This window comes from Ruegeria sp. CDSA236, assembly GCF_059611285.1.
The window spans coordinates 133,636-154,101 of sequence record NZ_JBXWPG010000006.1 but is presented as its reverse complement, the minus strand read 5'-3'; the positions used below and the strand labels follow the sequence as shown (position 1 = coordinate 154,101).

The 20,466-nt window shown below is 56.9% G+C and carries 18 protein-coding genes; 8 read left to right on the top strand and 10 right to left on the bottom strand.

All coding sequences use genetic code 11. The features are described from left to right. Positions 1 to 129: 129 nt before the first annotated feature. Positions 130 to 738 (top strand): TetR family transcriptional regulator C-terminal domain-containing protein, encoded by a 609-nt coding sequence (locus AC2FLB_RS11840; RefSeq protein ID WP_282021346.1) that lies wholly within the window; start codon positions 130 to 132, stop codon positions 736 to 738. Between the two features lie 254 nt (positions 739 to 992). On the opposite strand, the gene preA is transcribed toward AC2FLB_RS11840, so the two are convergent. From preA to AC2FLB_RS11825, 3 genes are all read right to left on the bottom strand, one after another. Continuing rightward, positions 993 to 2,297, bottom strand: a complete 1,305-nt coding sequence (gene preA, locus AC2FLB_RS11835) for an NAD-dependent dihydropyrimidine dehydrogenase subunit PreA (RefSeq protein ID WP_496709314.1) — start codon at positions 2,295 to 2,297, stop codon at positions 993 to 995. A gap of 45 nt (positions 2,298 to 2,342) precedes the next feature. After that, positions 2,343 to 3,677, bottom strand: coding sequence for an NAD(P)-dependent oxidoreductase (locus AC2FLB_RS11830; RefSeq protein ID WP_496690719.1), 1,335 nt, complete (start codon positions 3,675 to 3,677; stop codon positions 2,343 to 2,345). Positions 3,678 to 3,834: 157 nt separating this feature from the next. Then, positions 3,835 to 4,467, bottom strand: a complete 633-nt coding sequence (locus tag AC2FLB_RS11825; protein ID WP_496690720.1) for a cupin domain-containing protein — start codon at positions 4,465 to 4,467, stop codon at positions 3,835 to 3,837. Between the two features lie 171 nt (positions 4,468 to 4,638). Here AC2FLB_RS11825 and AC2FLB_RS11820 point away from each other — a divergent pair, with 171 nt between their 5' ends. The 3 genes from AC2FLB_RS11820 (at position 4,639) to AC2FLB_RS11810 (ending at position 7,719) form a co-directional block, all read left to right on the top strand. After that, positions 4,639 to 5,634 carry a GT-B fold glycosyltransferase domain-containing protein gene (locus AC2FLB_RS11820; protein ID WP_496709313.1) on the top strand — a complete coding sequence of 332 codons (996 nt, stop codon included), beginning with the start codon at positions 4,639 to 4,641 and terminating at the stop codon, positions 5,632 to 5,634. Between the two features lie 72 nt (positions 5,635 to 5,706). Next, positions 5,707 to 6,999, top strand: a complete 1,293-nt coding sequence (locus AC2FLB_RS11815) for an O-acetylhomoserine aminocarboxypropyltransferase/cysteine synthase family protein (RefSeq protein WP_271946534.1) — start codon at positions 5,707 to 5,709, stop codon at positions 6,997 to 6,999. A gap of 3 nt (positions 7,000 to 7,002) precedes the next feature. After that, a complete protein-coding gene (locus AC2FLB_RS11810; protein WP_496709312.1) occupies positions 7,003 to 7,719 on the top strand; it encodes a GNAT family N-acetyltransferase in 717 nt (238 codons plus the stop codon). Here AC2FLB_RS11810 and AC2FLB_RS11805 read toward each other — a convergent pair. Further along, on the bottom strand, positions 7,716 to 8,411 hold the full coding sequence (locus AC2FLB_RS11805; protein ID WP_282021349.1) for an SIMPL domain-containing protein: 696 nt from the start codon (positions 8,409 to 8,411) through the stop codon (positions 7,716 to 7,718). The genes AC2FLB_RS11810 and AC2FLB_RS11805 overlap by 4 nt on opposite strands. A gap of 164 nt (positions 8,412 to 8,575) precedes the next feature. Between AC2FLB_RS11805 and AC2FLB_RS11800 the strand changes: the two genes are divergently transcribed. Continuing rightward, entirely contained in the window at positions 8,576 to 10,453 is a 1,878-nt protein-coding gene (locus tag AC2FLB_RS11800) for a hypothetical protein (RefSeq protein WP_496709311.1), read from the top strand. A 43-nt stretch (positions 10,454 to 10,496) separates the two neighbouring features. On the opposite strand, the gene hppD is transcribed toward AC2FLB_RS11800, so the two are convergent. After that, positions 10,497 to 11,594: a 4-hydroxyphenylpyruvate dioxygenase gene (gene hppD, locus AC2FLB_RS11795; protein ID WP_281994757.1), complete on the bottom strand. Its 1,098-nt coding sequence runs from the start codon at positions 11,592 to 11,594 to the stop codon at positions 10,497 to 10,499. A 146-nt stretch (positions 11,595 to 11,740) separates the two neighbouring features. Between hppD and AC2FLB_RS11790 the strand changes: the two genes are divergently transcribed. Further along, positions 11,741 to 12,196 carry an Lrp/AsnC family transcriptional regulator gene (locus tag AC2FLB_RS11790; RefSeq protein WP_142634408.1) on the top strand — a complete coding sequence of 152 codons (456 nt, stop codon included), beginning with the start codon at positions 11,741 to 11,743 and terminating at the stop codon, positions 12,194 to 12,196. Between the two features lie 19 nt (positions 12,197 to 12,215). Then, positions 12,216 to 14,096, top strand: a complete 1,881-nt coding sequence (locus AC2FLB_RS11785; RefSeq protein WP_142634410.1) for a monovalent cation:proton antiporter-2 (CPA2) family protein — start codon at positions 12,216 to 12,218, stop codon at positions 14,094 to 14,096. A gap of 28 nt (positions 14,097 to 14,124) precedes the next feature. Here the strand turns inward: AC2FLB_RS11785 and cobT are convergent, their stop codons facing one another. After that, entirely contained in the window at positions 14,125 to 15,138 is a 1,014-nt protein-coding gene (gene cobT / locus AC2FLB_RS11780) for a nicotinate-nucleotide--dimethylbenzimidazole phosphoribosyltransferase (RefSeq protein WP_496690724.1), read from the bottom strand. 79 nt (positions 15,139 to 15,217) lie between these two features. On the opposite strand from cobT, the gene cobS reads away from it, so the two are divergent. After that, the gene (cobS, locus tag AC2FLB_RS11775) at positions 15,218 to 15,982 is read left to right on the top strand and encodes an adenosylcobinamide-GDP ribazoletransferase (RefSeq protein WP_496690725.1); all 765 of its coding nucleotides are present in this window, start codon (positions 15,218 to 15,220) and stop codon (positions 15,980 to 15,982) included. A gap of 83 nt (positions 15,983 to 16,065) precedes the next feature. On the opposite strand, the gene AC2FLB_RS11770 is transcribed toward cobS, so the two are convergent. From AC2FLB_RS11770 to AC2FLB_RS11755, 4 genes are all read right to left on the bottom strand, one after another. Beyond that, entirely contained in the window at positions 16,066 to 16,584 is a 519-nt protein-coding gene (locus AC2FLB_RS11770; protein WP_142634416.1) for a CarD family transcriptional regulator, read from the bottom strand. Positions 16,585 to 16,866: 282 nt separating this feature from the next. Then, positions 16,867 to 17,205 carry a ferredoxin FdxA gene (gene fdxA / locus AC2FLB_RS11765; protein WP_085821728.1) on the bottom strand — a complete coding sequence of 113 codons (339 nt, stop codon included), beginning with the start codon at positions 17,203 to 17,205 and terminating at the stop codon, positions 16,867 to 16,869. A gap of 66 nt (positions 17,206 to 17,271) precedes the next feature. Further along, positions 17,272 to 17,637 (bottom strand): RNA-binding S4 domain-containing protein, encoded by a 366-nt coding sequence (locus AC2FLB_RS11760; RefSeq protein WP_496709309.1) that lies wholly within the window; start codon positions 17,635 to 17,637, stop codon positions 17,272 to 17,274. A gap of 6 nt (positions 17,638 to 17,643) precedes the next feature. Beyond that, entirely contained in the window at positions 17,644 to 20,463 is a 2,820-nt protein-coding gene (locus AC2FLB_RS11755; RefSeq protein ID WP_496709308.1) for a helicase-related protein, read from the bottom strand. Positions 20,464 to 20,466: the final 3 nt, after the last annotated feature.

Sequence of the window (20,466 nt, the reverse complement as noted above, 5' to 3'; positions counted from 1 at the left end):
GTCTTGATTTGACCATCTGGTCAAACTCACGCTATCACGGGTTCGACATCAGTCAAGAAATAGCAGAGCTCGGTGGGAATTTTTGGCATATTCCGCACTTGCGAGCCCAAAAATCAGACAGGCAAAGACATGTCCAAAGACCGCGCACCAACACGAATTCAGAAAAAAAACCGCGCTGCAATTCTAGAAGCCGCTTTGAACGTGTTTTCTGCCTACGGTTTCCGCGGTGCCACCGTCGACCAGATTGCTGCCGAGGCCGGGTTGAGCAAGCCGAATCTTCTATATTATTTCCCCTCAAAAGAAGCGATTCACACGGCCCTTCTATCTGGCCTTCTCGAGATTTGGCTGGCCCCTCTCCATGATCTCGACGCCGACGGGGACCCATTGGAAGAGATACGCGCTTATATCCATCGCAAACTGCAAATGAGCCGGGAACTTCCGCGCGAAAGCCGTCTGTTTGCCAATGAACTGGTCCAGGGTGCGCCACGCATACACGATGCATTGTCCAATGATCTCAAAACTTTGATGGATGAGAAGACCGCAATCCTTACGGCCTGGATGGAGCAGGATAAAATCGCGCGCCTCCATCCCTACCACCTTATTTTCTCCATCTGGGCTTTGACACAGCATTATGCGGATTTCGATGTCCAGGTTCGGGCCATTCTTGGCGACGAAGACCCGTATGAAGGTGCTGAACCGTTCATCGACACGCTCTACCGCAAATTGCTGGCGCCTTAGGTTTTCGTTAGCCGGAACCCGCTCACCCTCAGCCTAGGATGACGCTACTCTTTTCTTCCCGGTCCACACACAGAGGCCGTGGTAAGGCTTTCGGTTGGGTGGGTAGAGCGAGAAGTGGGGCATGAGGCGTTCCAAGACGAAGTGAGGAGGCGCGGATATCATCTGATCCGCACCGCCACCCAATATGTCGCAAACTGCCACAACGCCCCCTCATCGACATCCTGCTCTAAGAAAATTCGACGAGTTTTCTTGGACTACTCGGCGGCTTTCGCCATTGGATTGTTGGGATGGGTTGTCCAGTTGCCATATTCGGGCTGCACTTCTTGTCCCGTGCGCGGGTCGATTTCGCCAGCGGCCATCGGCACCATCGAAATACATCCTTCAACCGGGCACACATCCACGCACAGGTTACAGGCCACACATTCGTCATCCATAACCTCGAACACGCGCTCTTCGGACATTGAAATGGCCTGGTGGCTGGTGTCTTCGCAGGCGGCATAGCATCGGCCACACTTGATGCACTGATCCTGATCAATCTTGGCCTTGGCGACATAATTCAGGTTCAGATATTGCCAGTCGGTCACGTTTGGAACCGCAAGACCGACAATTTCCGAGACGTCCTGATACCCTTTTTCATCCATCCATTTCGACAGACCCGCCGTCAGTTCGTCAATGATCTTGAACCCATAGGTCATCGCTGCCGTGCAGACCTGAACATTGCCGCAACCCAATGCCATAAACTCTGCAGCATCGCGCCAGGTAGTCACACCGCCAATACCCGAGATCGGCATTCCGTTCGTTGCCTGTCCACGCGAAATCTCGGACACCATCGACAGGGCAATCGGTTTCACCGCAGGGCCACAATAGCCGCCGTGGCTGCCTTTGCCGTCAATCGAGGGTTCAGGGCTGAAGCTATCCAGATTGACACTGGTAATCGAGTTAATCGTGTTGATCAGCGATACCGCATCCGCACCACCATTCTTTGCGGCTTCTGCCGGCTTGCGGATATCAGTGATATTCGGCGTCAGTTTCACGATGACCGGTCGGTCATAGTATTTCTTGCACCAGCGCGTCACCATCTCGATATATTCCGGCACCTGCCCTACGGCCGCCCCCATCCCGCGCTCGCTCATTCCGTGTGGACAGCCAAAGTTCAGTTCGATCCCGTCGGCACCGGTTTCGGCAACACGCGGCAGGATAGCCTTCCAGGCTTCTTCCTCGCACGGCACCATGATCGAGGCGATCAGGGCGCGATCTGGATAATCAGACTTAACCCGCGCCATTTCTTCAAGGTTTACCTCTAATGGGCGGTCTGTAATCAGCTCGATGTTGTTCAGACCCAACAACCGACGGTCTGCGCCGTAGATCGCCCCATACCGCGGGCCATTAACATTGACGACCGGTGGACCTTCGGACCCGAGTGTTTTCCACACGACCCCCCCCCATCCGGCCTCAAAGGCACGGCGGACGTTATATTCCTTGTCCGTCGGCGGCGCAGATGCCAGCCAATATGGGTTGGGGCTTTCAATTCCCAGAAAGTTCGATTTCAAATCAGCCATTTATCCGGCCTCCCTGATGCTTGCAGGCATCTTGATCATTGAGTTTCACGCAATCAGACTTGCGTGGATATCCATCGCGGCATCGCGCCCCTCGGCCACTGCGGTCACGGTCAGGTCATCCCCGCCTGCGGCGCAGTCGCCTCCGGCCCAGACCGCTTGTACCGATGTGCGCCCGGCGCCCGTGACGGCGATCTTGTTCCCGTCCAACGTCAGCCCTTCGGGCGCTCCTTCCAGCGTCTGACCTATTGCCTTCAGCACCTGATCGGCAGGCAGGCGGGTTTTCTCGCCGGTGCCCTTCAACTGACCGTCATGGCTGGCAGTATACTCCAATTCGATCTCGGCGGCTGCCCCGTTGCCGTGTACGGCTACGGGCTGAACATTGGTCATGATCCTGACGCCGTGCGATGCGGCCAGATCCTGCTCATAGCGGCTGGCACCCATCGCCTCGCGTCCGCGCCGGTAGGCGATGGTGACGTTTTCCGCGCCCAGCAATTTCGACTTTACAGCTGCGTCAACCGCGGTCATGCCGCCTCCGATGACGACGACATTCCGCCCAACGGGCAGCTCAGCCAGATCGGCCGCCTGACGCACATCCGAGATAAAGTCGACCGCGTCGCGCACGCCGGTCAGATCCTCGCCGCCCGCTCGCAATGCATTCACACCTGTCAGACCGATGGACAGGAAAACCGCATCATAGTTGTCAACAAGGCCATCCAGCGACAGGCCCTCGCCCAGAACCGATCCGGTCTCGATGGTGATGCCGCCGATCCTCAGCAACCAATCGATCTCAGCCTGAGCGAAATCATTGGTCGATTTATAGGCGGCAATTCCATATTCATTCAGACCGCCGGGTTTTGGGCGGCTTTCGTGAATGACCACATCATGCCCTAGCATCGCCAGCCGATGCGCACAGGCCAGCCCTGCGGGCCCTGCCCCGATCACGGCCACCGTTTTGCCGGTGAATGCGGCGCGCTGGAACGGATGGTCGCCCGATGCCATAACGCTGTCAGTAGCAAACCGCTGCAAACGCCCGATCTCGACTGGCGATCCTTCGGCGGTTTCGCGTACGCAGACTTCCTCGCACAGCGTTTCGGTCGGACAAACACGGGCGCACATGCCACCCAAGATATTCTGACCAAGGATGGTTTCACCCGCAGCTTCAGGCTGACCGGCCTGAATCTGGCGCATGAACAATGGAATATCAATGTCTGTCGGACAGGCCGTCACACACGGCGCGTCATAGCAGAAATAGCACCGATCCGCGGCCACTGCGGCCTCATGCGGGGCAAGTGGTGGATGCAGATCCGTGAAATTCGAGGTCAGCTCATCGCTGGAAAGCCTCCCGGAGACTATGCCGGGGACCATCTGGCCCTGTGCCATCGCTCTACTCCCTGTAGATATGTTGTTATGGCCTCAGCTTGGCACAATCTGATTTTTTATCAAATGGTAAATTTTGCCAAATGGTCAAAAAATGAGTAACCAGGCCGAAACACCCGGTTTTTTACTGTACATTGCTAGTTTTTTGGGCCGGAACCGCTCAGATCATCTGTGACAGGTGCCCGGATTTGATCCAAATTCGCGCGCCCTCTGCTCCTGCCAAAGCAGTGGAACGCGCACCTGGCGGTAATCTCAACCAGTCCCAGACCGAAAATTCTTCGTCGGATTCCTGCACCGAACCTGCGATGACAAACAACTCCAACCCATCGACTGCATCCAGATCCAGCTTTTCGCCAGGTGACAGATTCAATACGCGAACATCTTCGCGTGAGTCCTTGAAAAGCTGAAGATTCGAATCCCCAGTAATCGACCGACGAATTTCGGTCCTGTCCTCAGGGTCAAACTGGTGCAGTTTGACTAGTATCGTCGCGCCTTCTTTTGCCGAAGGCGTGTGGGAAGATGTCGGAGGATTGCGCACATAACTACCTGCAGGAAAATCACCGGTCTCGTCCTGAAACACACCTTCCAGCACCAGATACTCCTCTCCTCCATCATGCGTATGGGCGGCAAAGGCGCTTCCTGGGGCAAAGCGGACAATCGTGGTGGCGCGGGCGACCTCTTCCCCGATCCGGTCCAACATCTTGCGCTCGACCCCTGCGGCAGGTGACGCAATCCAGTCATTCCGGTCGAAATGCACAGCAACACGTTTTGTGAAATCTGCGTTAACTCTCATGCGGCTTCTCCTGTTTGGTCTGGTCTCTAGATGGTTGCGCAAGTCCTGAATTCAAAATTCAGATGCATGATCTATGATCACATCTGGTTTTGTGCCACGTCTCTACCTAGTGTACGCCCAACCAAAATTCGAGCAGTGCTGGCCCAACGCCACGAACCCGAGAGACGCCCGATGCAGACCGTCAACAATAAATTCAATATCGTGGTCATCGGCCAAAACAATCGGCTGCAATACGAGGCACTGCTGTTTGCAGCCTCGTTACGACACAGCTGTCCCAATTTCGCAGGCCGCCTGTTCGTTGCCGTTCCTCAACCAGGAGCCCGCTGGTCACAGGATCCCAGCATTCAGGATGAGGATGTCCTGAAAGCGCTACATCAGCTTGGGGCCGAAATTCTACCGTTTGAAAACCGGGCTTTCGGTGGAAGCTATCCCTATGGAAACAAGATCGAAGCACTGTTGGCCTTGCCCGAGGGGGAACCGTTTGTCTTTTTCGACAGCGATACGCTTGTCACCGGAGACCTGAATAGTGTGCCCTTCGATTTTGACCGCCCCGGTGCCTCGCTGAAAGTCGAGGGAACATGGCCGCGCCCGACCCTGTATGGTCCGGGGTATGACGGTATCTGGCGCGCCCTGTATGAGCGGTTCGAACTGGATTTCGACAGCTCATTGGACAAGGCCCAACCGGCCGAATACTGGCGGCGCTACCTGTATTTCAATGCGGGTTATTTCTTTTACAGATGCCCACGCCAGTTCGGCGAACGGTTCCTGGAATATGCCTGCACCATCCGGGATGAGGATATCCCGGAACTCGCAGGCCAAACACTGGACCCATGGCTGGATCAGGTCGCATTGCCGCTGGTTATCCATGCCCTTGGCGGCGGCCGCGACGCACTGCCCACTGGCCTGCTGGACGGGTCGGACACGTGCCACTACCGTCTGTTTCCTCTGCTGTATGCCCGCGAAAGCGACCATGTGATCGAGGTTCTGGAAACTGTGGTTGCGCCCAACAAGTTCAAGAAAGTGCTCAAGGGCTATGACCCAATAAAGAAACTGGTGCTCCAACGCAAAGGGCACAAAATACGCGAGATGTTCGATCGCGAAAACCTGCCTCAGCGCGAGCAGGTCATTCGCAACAAGATCAAAAGCAAAGGTCTATGGATGCGCTGACAGCAATGTTGTGCGCACGCGTCCAATCGCCTAGAGATTCTGCAACACATAGTCCAACAGGAGATTTTCACCATGTCTGACGGCCCCACCTACGGTTTCGACACGCTTCAAATTCACGCAGGCGCACGCCCTGACCCGGCAACAGGTGCGCGTCAGACGCCGATTTATCAAACAACGGCATATGTGTTTCGCGATGCAGACCACGCGGCGGCTCTGTTCAACCTGCAGGAAGTCGGCTTTATCTATTCCCGCCTGACCAATCCCACCGTGGCGGTTCTGCAGGAACGCGTGGCAACGCTTGAGGGTGGCGTTGGAGCAGTTTGCTGCTCGTCCGGTCATGCCGCCCAAATCATGGCACTGTTCCCGCTGATGGGACCTGGCTGCAACGTGGTGGCCTCGACCCGGCTGTATGGCGGCACGATCACTCAGTTTAGCCAGACGATCAAACGGTTCGGCTGGTCTGCCAAGTTTGTGGATACTGACGATCTGGATGCTGTGAAGGACGCGATCGACGAAAATACACGAGCGGTGTTCTGCGAATCCATCGCCAACCCGGGCGGCTATGTCACCGATATCCGCGCACTGGCGGATGTGACGGATGGCGCCGGCATTCCGCTGATCGTCGACAACACCTCGGCCACACCCTATCTGTGCCGCCCGATTGAGCACGGCGCGACGCTGGTTGTGCATTCAACCACCAAATACCTGACCGGCAATGGCACTGTCACCGGCGGCTGTATCGTGGATTCGGGCAAGTTCGATTGGTCCGCGAATGACAAATTTTCCTCGCTCAGCCAGCCGGAACCGGCCTATCACGGGCTGAAATTCCACGAGACATTCGGTCCGCTGGCCTTCACATTCCACGGCATCGCCATCGGCCTGCGTGATCTGGGCATGACGATGAACCCACAGGCGGCGCATTACACGCTGATGGGGATCGAGACCCTGTCTCTGCGAATGGAGCGTCATGTAGAGAACGCGCAAAAGATCGCAGCCTGGCTAGAGGCCGATGACCGCGTGGAATATGTGACCTATGCGGGCTTGCCGTCCTCGCCCTATCACGACCGGGTCAAGACGCATTACCCTAAAGGGGCCGGTGCGCTATTCACGTTTGCGGTCAAAGGCGGCTATGACGCCTGTGTCAAACTGGTGAACGCGCTGGAGATCTTCAGCCATGTGGCCAACCTGGGCGACGCGCGATCGTTGATCATTCATTCGGCCTCGACCACCCACCGTCAGCTGACCCCGGAACAGCAAGAGGCCGCAGGCGCCGGTCCCGGCGTTGTTCGGGTTTCCATTGGCATCGAAGACGCCAACGATCTGATTGCCGATCTTGATCAGGCGCTGGCCAAGGCAACGGCCTGACAAATGGCCGGGCACGACATCAACGATCTTGGCCAACCCATCGGCCGGCCGGTTTCGGGCAATTTTCCGCGCCCGACGCCGCCTTATACGCCGATGGAAGGTCACTATTGCTCGGTCGTGCCCCTTGATGTGAACAGGCATGCGCCCGGTCTGTACCGGGCGTTTGCCAATGACACTGATGGGCGGAACTGGACTTATCTGCCCTATGGCCCATTCGAAAGCGAAGAAGATTTCGCCGCCTGGACCCGCGCGTCCTGTATGGATGCCGATCCCTTGTTCCACACAGTGCTAGACGGTGATGGCACCCCGATTGGCATGGCCTCGTTCCTGCGGATTGAACCTGCGGCCGGTGTGGTCGAGGTTGGGCACATCCATTTCTCACCGCTGCTGCAGCGCAGCCCGAAATCCACCGAGACGATGTACTTGATGATGCGCCGCGTGTTCGATGAACTGGGTTATCGCCGTTATGAATGGAAATGCGACGCGCTGAATGCCCCGTCCTGCAGCGCGGCCCAAAGGCTGGGCTTTACCTTCGAGGGCATCTTTCGGCAGGCCACCCATTATAAGGGGCGCAACCGCGATACGGCCTGGTACTCGATCCTCGATACAGAATGGCCGCGCATCCGCTCGGCTTTCGAGGCCTGGCTGTCGCCGGACAATTTTGATCAATCGGGCCAGCAGCGGCAATCCCTGATGGCCCGAACCAGCGACACATCCTAGTCGGAAATCAGAAATTCCATCGACACGTTGACCGAGACCGAAATCTCGCCCCCGGAAACCGGAACGCCGCCCTCAGCCGCCATGTTCATTGCACGCATTTGAGGCATGGGATTGAACCCTCCGGCCTGTTCGCGGATCATCTGAACCGGTCCCAGCGTGACTTCGGCCGCCTGTGCCAGTTGGTTGGCCTTTGCCCGCGCCTCACCGACAGCTTTGGCCCGCGCCTGTGCCTCAAGCGGTGCAGGGTCCTGAATTCCGAAACTCAGCCCGCCGAAATTGTTGGCCCCGTCGTCAATGACCGCATCCATGATGGTACCCAGCTGCGACAGATCGCGAACACGCACCACGACGCTGTTGGATGCGACAAAGCCGGAAATCTCGGGCCGCTCTCCGCTAGAACTGTTCCGCCCAGACCATACCGGCGACAAAGACAGATCACGTGTTTGCACATCACGCGTTTCGATCCCCATCTCATCCAGTCGAGTCAGAATTTTGGCCACCGCGTCCGAAGTCGCTTGCATCGCATTTGATGCCTGTGCATCTTCGTTTGTTACACCCAGGGTAATGGTGGCCATATCCGGGGCCACATGCACCATGCCTACCGCATCAACAATGATGCGACGTTCTTCCGCAGTTGCCATCCCTACCGACGTCATGGCCAGCACAGCGGCCAGAAAAGCGATTTTCTTCAATATCTTCCCTCCAATTATCCTGATTTCAACATGGGGCTGCACCGGGTCACGGGGCAAGAGGAGACGCAGGCTTTTTCTTTCCCTCGGCGAGATCCTGCTTTAATGTCGGTCTGCGGACGAGGCATCGTTTGCATTGCAACTGACAATTATGGTTCCTCCGGATTATGAAACCCGCTTTTGCGCTGTCCATTTCTACAACCGGAATTTCTTTGCACCACAATTCCGATGGCGACTGGTTCGCCATAGGTGAGGTGTCGTTGGATGCCTCCAACTTGGAAGAGCAGTTGAAAGCGCTTCGGGACAAGGGGTTTGCGCTTGAAAATGACCTGAGCTGCAAGGTCATCATCCCAAGGGATCAGGTCAAATTCATCAAGGTTGAGGCCGCCGGATCATCCTTCGAAGACACCGAACAGGCTGTGCAAAACGCTGTATCCGATGCCACCCCTTATGATCTGACAGAGCTGGTATATGTCACGGCACATGACGGGGCGACCACATGCGTCGCCGTCGTTCCACGCGATACACTGGAGGAAGCTCGGGGGTTTGTGCTGGGATACGGATTCGTTCCGGTCGCGTTCAGCGCTGCATATGAAACAGATGACTTTCCGACCGAACCGTTTTTCCCGCTTGGGGACGCGCCTGCGACCACAAACGCGCCCAAAGCGATCGCCACAAACCCCGCGCAGGATAGTCCGGTTGTTCACGCGATCGCCGATTCTACCGCTCCGACCAGCTTTTGGCCTGTCCAAAAAGTGGCCGCACCTAACTGGACCTCTCTGCCATCAGTGCGAATTGCAGCGGCGGTGGCTTTGATGTTGGTGGCCGGTGGCATATGGAGTCTTTTCAGAGAAGACAGCCCTGCCCCTGCCGATTCAGAACTGGCCCTGCTGGACGAAACAATATCCCAACCCGAACCGAGTTCTGGACCTGTCGAGCCTGCAGAGACACCCGCAGCACAGGCCGAAGTCACAGTGCCCGAGACCGCAGAACCAGAAATGGCACCGACCTCTGAATCAGAGCCAGAGCTGTCTGCAACCGACCAGGCCATTCTTGAGGCGCTGAACGTTGCGCCCGCGTTGGTAGACGAAATCGAGCTTGAGCCTGAACCTCAGTTAGTTCCGACACAGCCGGAGATCGAAATCACGTCACCGGGCCTTTTGATAGCGCCAGCGCAGGATCCGCAAATTGAGCTGTATCTGGCCTCCAAAGACGACTCGAATCTGTCGCGTGATGCAATCGCATTGCCGCCAGTACACACATACGACACCGACCTGCCATTTGATTTCGAACCACTTTCAACCGCTGCCGGGGCTAGGTTCAGCCTTGACGAGCGCGGGCTGGTAATACCAACCAAAGAAGGCGTCTTGAACCCGGACGGGGTGGTTGTCTATTTGGGAACACCTTCTAAAACTCCCCCTCCATCGGCTTTGGTCCGGCTGGAAAAGGCACCTGTTGAGGAAGTGGTCGACAACAGGCTGGCGACATTGCGACCGAAATCAAGGCCCGAGAACCTGGCCGAAAATTTTGAACGGCAGCGGCTTCAAGGGCGTACATTGAAGGAATTGTCTGGAATTCGCCCGAAACCGCGCCCGGAATCCCTGTTGCGTGCCCCGCCGCCCCCGGAATCGACTGAGCCCCTTGCGGAAATGAGGGTGCCGCGCCCCAAACTCCGACCGGCCGGACTGACTCGGCAGGCCAGTGCAGGTACTGCGACTTTGGGTTCGGCAGCTGGAATTGAACAGCTCAACAATGAGGTCGGAACGTTCCAGCCCAAAACCACAGCGCCCAAAATCCCATCCTCGGCTTCGGTTGCACGGCAGGCCACAATCGACAATGCAATCAACCTGCGGAAACTGAACCTGATCGGGGTTTACGGCAGCCCATCCAATCGCCGCGCATTGGTTCGGCTGCCCAGCGGCAGGTACAAAAAGCTTAAGATCGGGGACAGGCTTGACGGCGGCAATGTCATTGCTATCAGCGACAATGAATTGCGCTATCAGAAACGCGGGCGAAACGTGGTTCTCAAGATGCCACGTGGTTAAGAGGCGGCCTGCGCGGGTGACCACGCAGGATTACCTTCTTGCATCAAGCTGCTGAAATTTCTCCACTTTCAATCTGCTCTCGCTCGATGGATTCGAACAGCGCCTTAAAATTACCCTCGCCAAACCCATCGTCGCCTTTGCGCTGAATGAACTCGAAGAAAATCGGTCCGATGACCGTTTTCGAGAAGATTTGCAGCAGAATCCGGGTCTCACCACCGTCCAGAACGCCCTCTCCATCAATCAGAATGCCGTGCTTCATCATCCGGTCCAACGGCTCTTCATGATCGACCACGCGGGTTTTAGACAACTCATAATAGGCTTCGTTCGGGCCGGGCATGAACTTCAGCCCCTTTTCGGCAATCGCATCGGTCGAGGCATAGATATCCTCGCTGCCCACAGCGATATGCTGGATGCCCTCGCCCTTGTATTTCTTCAGGTAGGAAACGATCTGCCCGGTTTCGCCGCGATCTTCGTTGATCGGAATGCGGATACGCCCGCATGGAGACGTCAGCGCGCGGCTAAAAAGACCGGTGAATTTGCCCTGAATGTCAAAAAAACGGATTTCACGGAAGTTGAACAAATCACCATAGAACTTGAACCACTTGTCCATATTGCCCTTGTAAACATTGTGGGTCAGGTGATCGAGATAATAGAACCCATCCCCCCGGGGCTTGGACTGTTCGGTCCATGTGAATTCCTGATTATAGGGCGATGTTTCGTAATATTGATCAATGAAATAGATCAACGATCCGCCAATCCCCTTGATTGCAGGCACATTCAGTGTCTTGTCTGCCGCGTCATAAGGTTCAGCCCCTTTCGCTACAGCGTGCTCATAGGCTTTCTGCGCATCCACGACGCGCCATCCCATCGCCGGAGCACAAGGGCCATGCTCGCCCACGAACCGGGCAGAATAGCTGTCGGGATCTGCATTCAGGATGTAAGTCACATCACCCTGTTGCCACAACTCAATCGCAGGCTTGTCCTTGTGGTGACCGACCAGCGCGAATCCCATCTTTGCGAACAGATCGCGCAGCTCTTGCGGCTCGGGATGTGCGAACTCGACAAACTCGAACCCATCGGTTCCGGCGGGGTTTTCATCCGATATGATTGATTTCGGGGCGTTGTGAGGGAAAGGACCCATGGCGCGTCTCCGTTAATACAGGAATTTATTTGCTGATTTCAAAATACGTCTTAATCGGCACTTTTTTCGCGCATAGTTTTCCAATAACTTAAAGGAGCGCGCGTAAATTGCGCATAAGATTGGCCAATCACGGAGTTTTTCCGCACATGCTTGATTCCACTGATACGCGCCTGCTGTCAGCGCTGCAGAAAAACGCCCACCTAACAGCACATCAACTTGGAGAGATGTTGAACCTGTCGCCCAGTCAGGCTGGTCGCCGGCGCCAACGGCTGGAAGCTGAAGGGTATATCACCAGCTATGTCGCACGCCTCGATCCTCTAAAGTTAGGGTTGCAGGTGCAGGGTTTTGTTCAGGTTCATCTGAGTACGCACGGCCCCGAGCAATCTGAAGGCTTTGCCCGTATGGTCGAAACACGCGCCGAAATCACCAGCGCATGGACAATGACAGGTGAGGCCGATTATTTACTACATGTCTATTGCGACGATCTATCCGCGCTTAATCGCTTGCTTCATCAGGTAATCCTTCCACATCCTGCAGTGGCTCGGATACAAAGCCAAATCGTTATGGATCAGCTCAAACGCGACGCCCCCCTGCCCACCTGAGCGCATTGAAAGGACGATCATGGACAACTTCCTTTACCAGGCGACGATCTATCTGGCTGCGGCTGTGATCGCCGTGCCGCTTTCGGCGCGTCTGGGACTGGGCTCTGTACTGGGATATCTGGCCGCGGGCCTTGTCATAGGGCCGTTGTTCGGATTGGTGGGTGCGGAAACGGAAAACCTGCAGCATGTGGCTGAATTCGGCGTAGTCATGATGCTGTTCCTGATCGGACTTGAACTGGAACCGCGCGCTCTTTGGGATATGCGGGACAGGCTTTTGGGGCTTGGCGGCCTCCAGGTGCTTTTATCGACCGCAGTGATCGCCAGCGTCGCCATGTATGCAAATCATCCATGGTCCGTAGCCCTGGCAGTGGGGCTGACGCTTTCCCTGTCATCAACTGCGATTGTTTTGCAGACCCTGTCGGAAAAGGGCTTGATGAAAACGAACGGAGGACGGGCGACCTTTTCAGTACTGCTGACTCAAGACATCGCGGTCATACCAATCCTGGCACTGCTTCCACTGCTGGCTCTGCCTGCCATTCCCCAGATTGCAAATGACGGATCTATCAACCGCATATCCACGGGGCACCACGGCGCGGCGCATCATAGCTTGTCATTGGTCGAGGGGTTGCCAGGGTGGGCGGTAACGCTTGTCACCATTGCCGCGATCGGTTTCGTCATTCTCGCCGGAGTGTACCTGACCAGGCCCTTGTTCCGCTTTATTCATGCGACTCGCCTCCGCGAGATGTATACGGCGCTGGCGTTGATGATTGTGGTTGGCATTTCCTTCCTGATGACGCTGGTTGGCCTGTCACCCGCTCTGGGCGCGTTTCTTGCAGGTGTGGTGCTGGCCAGTTCCGAGTTCCGGCATGAAATGGAGAGCGACCTAGAGCCGTTCAAAGGCCTTTTCCTTGGTCTGTTTTTCATCACCGTTGGCGCAGGCATCGATGTCGCCTATTTCTTTGACGACCCCTTCGACCTGATCGGACTGGCCCTGTTGGTAATCTTGGTCAAAGGGATCATTCTGTTCTTGGTTGGCCGCGCCTTTAAACTGCGCGGACGCGATCACTGGCTGTTTACACTGGGGCTGGCGCAAGCGGGTGAGTTCGGCTTTGTCCTGCTGGCGTTTTCGACCCAGCAGAATGTGATTCCAGGGGATTTGTCACAAAAACTTTTGATGATCATTGCGCTGACCATGCTGATCACGCCGCTTTTGTTCATCATTTATGATCTTCTCTCGCGCCGGATGGGGGATGGCACTCCGGCACCCGAACCGGATGAGATCGACGAGAAAGGCCCGGTCATCATCGCCGGGATCGGGCGATTTGGTCAGATCGTCAATCGTCTGGTGCAGGCAAGCGGGTTCAAAACCATCGTTCTTGACCATAACATCGAAACCATCCAGCTGATGCGTCGCTTTGGCGTAAAAGGGTTCCTGGGGGATCCGACCCGTCCGGAACTGTTGCGCGCGGCCGGCCTTGAAAAAGCATCTGTTCTGGTGGCTGCGATGGATGATCGCAAGAAGGTGACGCGTCTTGTCGGCTATGCGCGCCGCCAGCGCCCAGACCTACACATCGTCGCGCGGGCACGGGATCGGACCCATGTGTACGAGCTGTATCAAGCCGGCGCGAACGACATAGTGCGCGAGACATTCGATGGCTCATTACGGGCCGGGCGATATGTGCTCGAGAATGTGGGTCTCAGCGAATACGAGGCAGCGCAGGCCGAACAGACTTTCTACCACCATGATCGCATGTCGGTTCGTGAACTGGCAGAGCTCTGGATTCCCGGGCTGCCCACCGCCGAGAACAAAAAATACATCGAGCGTGCGCAGCAGCTGGAAAAAGACCTTGAGACCGAACTGCTGGAATTGGCGGAAGAAAACGACAAAAAATCGGCCTGACCTTCAACTCACGGTCAGGCCGCGCGGATCAACCGTCCGAGACGCCAGCTTCGGCAAAGGTCGCCATGCCGGAATGACAGGCAACAGCGCTTTTGAGGATATTGATCGCCAGCGCCCCGCCAGAGCCTTCACCTAGTCGCAGCCCCAGCTTCAGCAAAGGCTCTTTACCGAGCTTGGCCAACACAGCGCCATGCGCACCTTCCGCGCTCTGGTGCCCGGCGATCGTGTGATCCAGCGCGCTCTCTGAAAGGTCAGACAGACACGCGGCGGCCGCTGAGCAGATAAAGCCATCCAGAATAACCGGAATGTGCAGCGCGCGTGCGGCGGCAATGGCTCCGGCCATAGCGGCGATCTCGCGTCCGCCCAGACGGCGCAGAATCTCTAGCCCATCGCCCGAACCGCCATGTAGCGTAACACCTTCGGCCACCACACGGGTTTTGTTTGCTAATCCCGCATCATCGACACCTGTTCCGCGACCAGTCCAATCGCCCGCCTGACCTCCGAACAAGGCGCAAGCAATCGCCGCTGCGGGGGTCGTGTTGCCGATACCCATTTCACCAACAACAAGAAGATCGGCGTCTGGTCTGACCGCAGTCCACCCGGTGCGCAGCGCCTGCAACAGGTCGTCCTCTGACATAGCTGGACCTGATGTGAAATCCGCGGTCGGTCGTTCAAGCTCCAGCGCGTGGACATCCATCGTTGCCCCAGCCGCCTTGGCCAGCTGGTTGATGGCCGCCCCGCCATGTTCAAAGTTCAACACCATCTGCACGGTCACTTCCGGCGGAAAGGCCGAAACACCCTGTGCTGTGACACCGTGGTTTCCGGCAAACACGATAACCTGCGGCGAGGTGATCTGCGGGCGGGCATCCCCGCGCCAGCCTGCATACCAGATTGCCAGGTCTTCCAACCGACCAAGCGCGCCCGGAGGTTTGGTCAGCTGCCCATTACGGTCAGTCGCCCCTTGCGCAGCGGCATCATCGGGCCCGGAGGCTTGCCGGACAGCTTCGCGGAAAGAATTCAGATTGTTAATTTCGGGCAGCATCCAAAGCCTCGTTGCATCAGAGTGGTCCTGCGTGTTTAACCGAAGCGATCAAACCGACAAGACCCTGAAAGGCGCAGGAGTGCTAAAAAACGACACCAAGCTCATTTCTGCCTGGGATATTCCGCTGGCTTTGGTCCTGTTGACGCGTTTGCCCGTGCCGCGGCTGCCTGACAGAGTGTTCTCGCGTCAGGCCAGCGCCGTTTGGGCCTTTCCATTGGCGGGGCTTGTTGTCGGCATGTTGGCCTGTGCTGTGGGATGGATGGCGACGGCTATGGGGCTCCCGTCGATAGCATGTGCCATACTTGTCGTTCTTGTCCTGACCATCGCCACCGGCGCGATGCACGAGGATGGGCTTGCAGATACCGCCGACGGGCTGTGGGGCGGCTTCACTCCTGAACGGCGGCTAGAGATTATGAAGGACAGCCAGATCGGCACCTATGGCGTCCTTGCCCTGATTTCTTCGCAATTGCTGCGCGTGTCGTTGATTACTGCGATCCTTTCGAATGCGGGTTTTACCACCATATTGGCCGCATGCATCGTTTCGCGGGCTATGATGCCTGTTGTTATGTCCGTCCTTCCAAATGCCCGCCAATCAGGCCTTAGCCATTCAGTGGGCGCACCCGGATCGACCGCGGTGATACTCGGCGGGGCCATGGCGCTGCTGCTCACTCTGCCAATGATCGGGTTGCAGGTGGTTTTCCCTACGCTGATTGCCGCTTTCTCTGCGGTGGCAATGACGATGCTAGCCAAGGCCAAGATCGAGGGTCAGACCGGTGACATACTGGGCGCTACTCAACAACTGGCCGAGATAGGGTTTCTTTTGGCCGTAGCTACGCAGGTTTAGTGGCCCCGATTTCAATAGGTGACTGCAATATAAAAAGGCCACCTCCTTGCGGGGATGGCCTTAAAACTTTGATTTCAGCAGGTTCAGGCCGCCGCTGCCGCGCGCGAGGTCAAAACCTCATCCACCTGCCTGGCTGCCGACACTTCACCTGCGCCGGATACTGCCGCGACTTCGCGGGTCAGACGCTCAAGCGCGGCTTCATAAAGCTGACGTTCGGAATAGCTCTGTTCGCGCTGATCATCGGTGCGGTGCAGATCGCGGACAACTTCGGCAATCGAGATCAGATCACCCGAGTTGATCTTTTGTTCATATTCCTGTGCCCGGCGGGACCACATGGCACGCTTGACCTTGGCCTTGCCCTTCAGTGTCTTCATCGCCTGGCTGATGACATCTGGCGAGCTGAGCGACCGCAGACCAGACTCGGTCGCTTTGTTGGTCGGCACGCGCAGGGTCATTTTGTCTTTCTCAAAGGAAATGACGAACAGCTCGAGCGAGTATCCCGCAACTTCCTGTTCTTCGATCGAAATGATCTGACCGACACCATGGGCCGGGTAAACAACATAGTCGTTGGGGCGAAACTCAAGCTTCTTCGACTTAGACATACAGGTTCTTCCTTGGTTACGAGAGCGCGGGACAGACAACAAAACGACCCACCCCGTGCCAGTACGGCCCGGTCAGGTTGCTGTGTTTTCAACTAATCAGAACTCCAAAGCGAGCATACTTACGGAGTCATCCCCATCTCAATCAACGTTCAATTTCTGAGTATATCACAAAATTGAGACACTCGAAAGGCTGCCCCTTTCCACATGAAAGAAAGGTGTTAAGAAACAGATAGATAAGGCGCCATCCCACTGCTGAACTGACAAGTTCAGAGCGCGAATCGCTTAGCCGCCTTCGCCGGGGGCCTCAGAGAAATATTTCTCCATCTTACCCTCTTCGCCATCACGCTCTTCTGCGTCGGGCAGCGGGTCTTTCTTGGTCACGATCACCGGCCACTGCTCAGAGAACTTACGATTAAACTCGACCCATTGATCCATGCCCGGCTCAGTATCCGGACGGATCGCATCAGCGGGACATTCCGGTTCGCAAACACCGCAGTCGATGCATTCATCGGGATGGATGACCAGTGTATTCTCACCTTCGTAGAAACAATCCACCGGACACACTTCGACACAGTCGGTGTATTTGCAGGCGATGCAGTTTTCAGTGACAACATAGGTCATGGTGAATTTCCCGTTTGCGGTTTGGGCGTCTAGCTAAATCAGTATGGCGTCAGCTTCAAGATATGTTCAGCTATCTTGATTGCGAGAAAGATCAAGTAGACGCCGATCCTTCTTGGTGGGACGACCTTTTCCCTCAAACCCTGGATTTCGCGGCTGCGTGTCCTGCTTTTCGGTCAAATCGGTATATAGTGTCTGCGCCTCGGTTGCCGGTCCACGCCGATTACCCAGTTTTTCGATACGCACAACTCGCACAACGCGCGCCTGAGGGAAGGTCAGAACATCACCGGGGGCCACAGGCTGCGCCGGTTTCAGGATCCGGTTTCCGTTGACGCGGACATGGCCGCCACTGACCTGTTTGGCGGACAGGCTGCGGGTCTTGAAGAACCGAGCCTGCCACAGCCATTTGTCGATCCGAAGCCGGGCCTCGGTCATCAGGCGTTAATTGCCTTCCTTCAAACCCATAAGCGCGGCCGCGAACGGGTTATCGGGATCAATGGGCTTTTCTTTCCTAGGCGGACGAGACGAGAAGGTCTTGGCACCCTGCGGCTTGCCACCTTTCTTGCCCTGCGGCTTGCCCCGGCCATCCTGAGGCTTACCGCGCGGCTTACCTTTGCCCTGCCCCTGTCGCTGTTCGCGGCGTGGGCCTTGGTTGGCCTGACGCTGACGGCCCCAAGTGAAGGTATAAAAGACCTCAACCTCGGGTTCATCTGTTGCGGCTGTCGGCGCGGTGGCCTCGGCTGCTGCCTCGTTGCTTTCGGTGGCCTCGGCTGACGCCTCGGTGGGTGCGGCGACCTCTTCGGGGGTTCCCTCTGGTGCGGGTACTTCCTCGGAGGCAGCTGCTTCCGTGGCCTCTGCGGCAGGTAGCTCTGCCGGTGCGGGCTTAACCTTTTCACGCTCGGCGCGTTCGGCCTTGTAGCCCAGCCCCTGCATCAGGTCAGCGAATTGTTCCAGCGTCATACCGGTGATCGACAGCATGTCAGGCTTGGCCTCGAACCCACCACGGCTGTCTTCAGCGCGCAGCATGTCGGCCAGACGTTCCAGCATGTCGATCCGGATCGAGCGTTCGCCCGCATCGCGATAACCACACATAGTGTCATAACCGTCAGGTGCGCCTTTGGCGATGGGCACAGTAACAAGACCCGGAGGCGGCGCGTCGGGAAATTCCTGCAGGCCATTTGCCAATGCCCACAGAACAAGACGCAGACGCGTTGGGGCCGGTTTCAGCAGCAGCGGCATGAAAATGGTGAACTGACCAAAGCGGATACCGTGTTTGCGCAGCGCGCCACGGGCGTCCTGATCCAGATCCTTGACGTCTTGCGCGACACCTGCGCGCGGCAATACGCCTAGCGCCTCAACCATGCGGAAGGCAAAGCCCCTAGCCAGCCCATTGAGTTCTTCATCGCGCGACAGGTTCAGCAACGGCTCGAACAGTGCGGCCACTTTGCGGTCGATGAAATGCTGCAGGCGACGCTGAACTTTCTGTTCAACATCGGGGCCCGCGGCCTCGTCCACAAAAACCTCGACCAGCGGCTTGAGAGGCTCTGCCCCGGCAACCAGCTTGCCAACGGCATATTCACCCCACATCAGGCCACCCTGATCGGTAAAATCAATTTCGGTATCGGGTGCATTATAGAAGCGATCGGCACGCAGATGGAATTGCGGCGCGAGTGCTTGCAAGGACGCCGATTTCAAGGCTTTCGCCTCGGCTCCTTGCGCGCTTTTGTCCGGACTGAACCGGAACCCTTCCAGACGACCGACGAATTCACCTTCGACGGTCACTTCACCCTTGTCATTTACTTCGGCCAAAAGGGCCTCCTTCTGTTTGAGCCGGCGCAACAAAACGGATGTGCGCCGGTCCACAAATCTCTGAGTCAAACGGTCATGCAGAGCGTCTGACAGCCTGTCTTCTACAATGCGCGTCTCATCACGCCAATGGGATTCGTCACGCACCCAACCATTTCGTTGCGCAACGTAAGTCCAGGTGCGAATATATGCCAACCTTTTTGACAGTGCATCTATATCGCCATCCGTTCGGTCGATCCGGCGGATTTGCCGCGCCATAAAGTCATCCGGGATCGAACCACCTTCATGCAGGTGGCCAAAAATCACTTCGATCTGGCTGGCATGTTCGGCATGGCTGATGCCGCGAAAATCGGGGATACGGCAAACATCCCACAACAAACGAACGGATTGCGGATCACTGGCACGGGCCGCAATTTCGGCAACTTGCGACAAGGATTTAAGCACATTCAGATCATCTGCCGGACGGGCTTTGATCAGGTGTTCGCTATCCGGGCTAATCTCGAGCGTGTGGATCAGAGCGTCAATCGAACCAAACTGCAAGGCGGCATTCCGCCAATTCAGTTTTTTCATCGGCGCAAAGCGGCTGTCCATAATGGCCTGCGCGACACCGTCGTCCAGAGGCGGCGCCTCGCCGGTCACGCCGAAGGTTCCATCGGACATTCCGCGCCCTGCGCGGCCAGCAATTTGGGCAAGCTCATTCGGGGCCAGGGGCCGCATCCGCCGGCCATCGAATTTGGTCAGGGACGAGAACGCAACATGGTTCACATCCAGGTTCAACCCCATCCCGATGGCATCGGTGGCAACCAAATAGTCGACCTCACCATTCTGATAGAGCTCAACCTGTGCATTCCGTGTACGCGGGCTAAGCGCCCCCATGACCACAGCTGCCCCACCCTTTTGACGGCGTAGCAGCTCGGCGATGGCATAGACGTTGTCGACCGAAAACCCGACGATGGCGCTGCGCGGTGGCATGCGGCTGATTTTCTTGGAGCCAGCATAGACCAGTTGCGACATCCGCTCTCGCCGGACGAATTGTGCTTCGGGCACAAGTGCCGCGATGGGACCGCGCATGGTATTGGATCCCAGAAACAGGGTTTCATTGGTGCCGCGCGCGCGCAGCAACCTGTCGGTGAAGACGTGGCCGCGTTCCGGGTCGGCGCAGAGTTGGATTTCGTCGATAGCCACAAAATCGGCACCCATGCCTTCGGGCATCGCCTCGACTGTACAGACCCAATATTTCGCACGCGGCGGTACGATACGTTCTTCCCCGGTGATCAGCGCCACCACCGACGACCCGCGAATGGCGACGATTTTGTCGTATACCTCGCGCGCAAGCAGACGCAGCGGCAAGCCGATCACCCCCGTGCGGTACCCCAGCATACGTTCGATTGCGTAATGGGTTTTGCCTGTATTGGTTGGGCCAAGTACGGCCACGATTCGGGATGACCCGCTCACCTT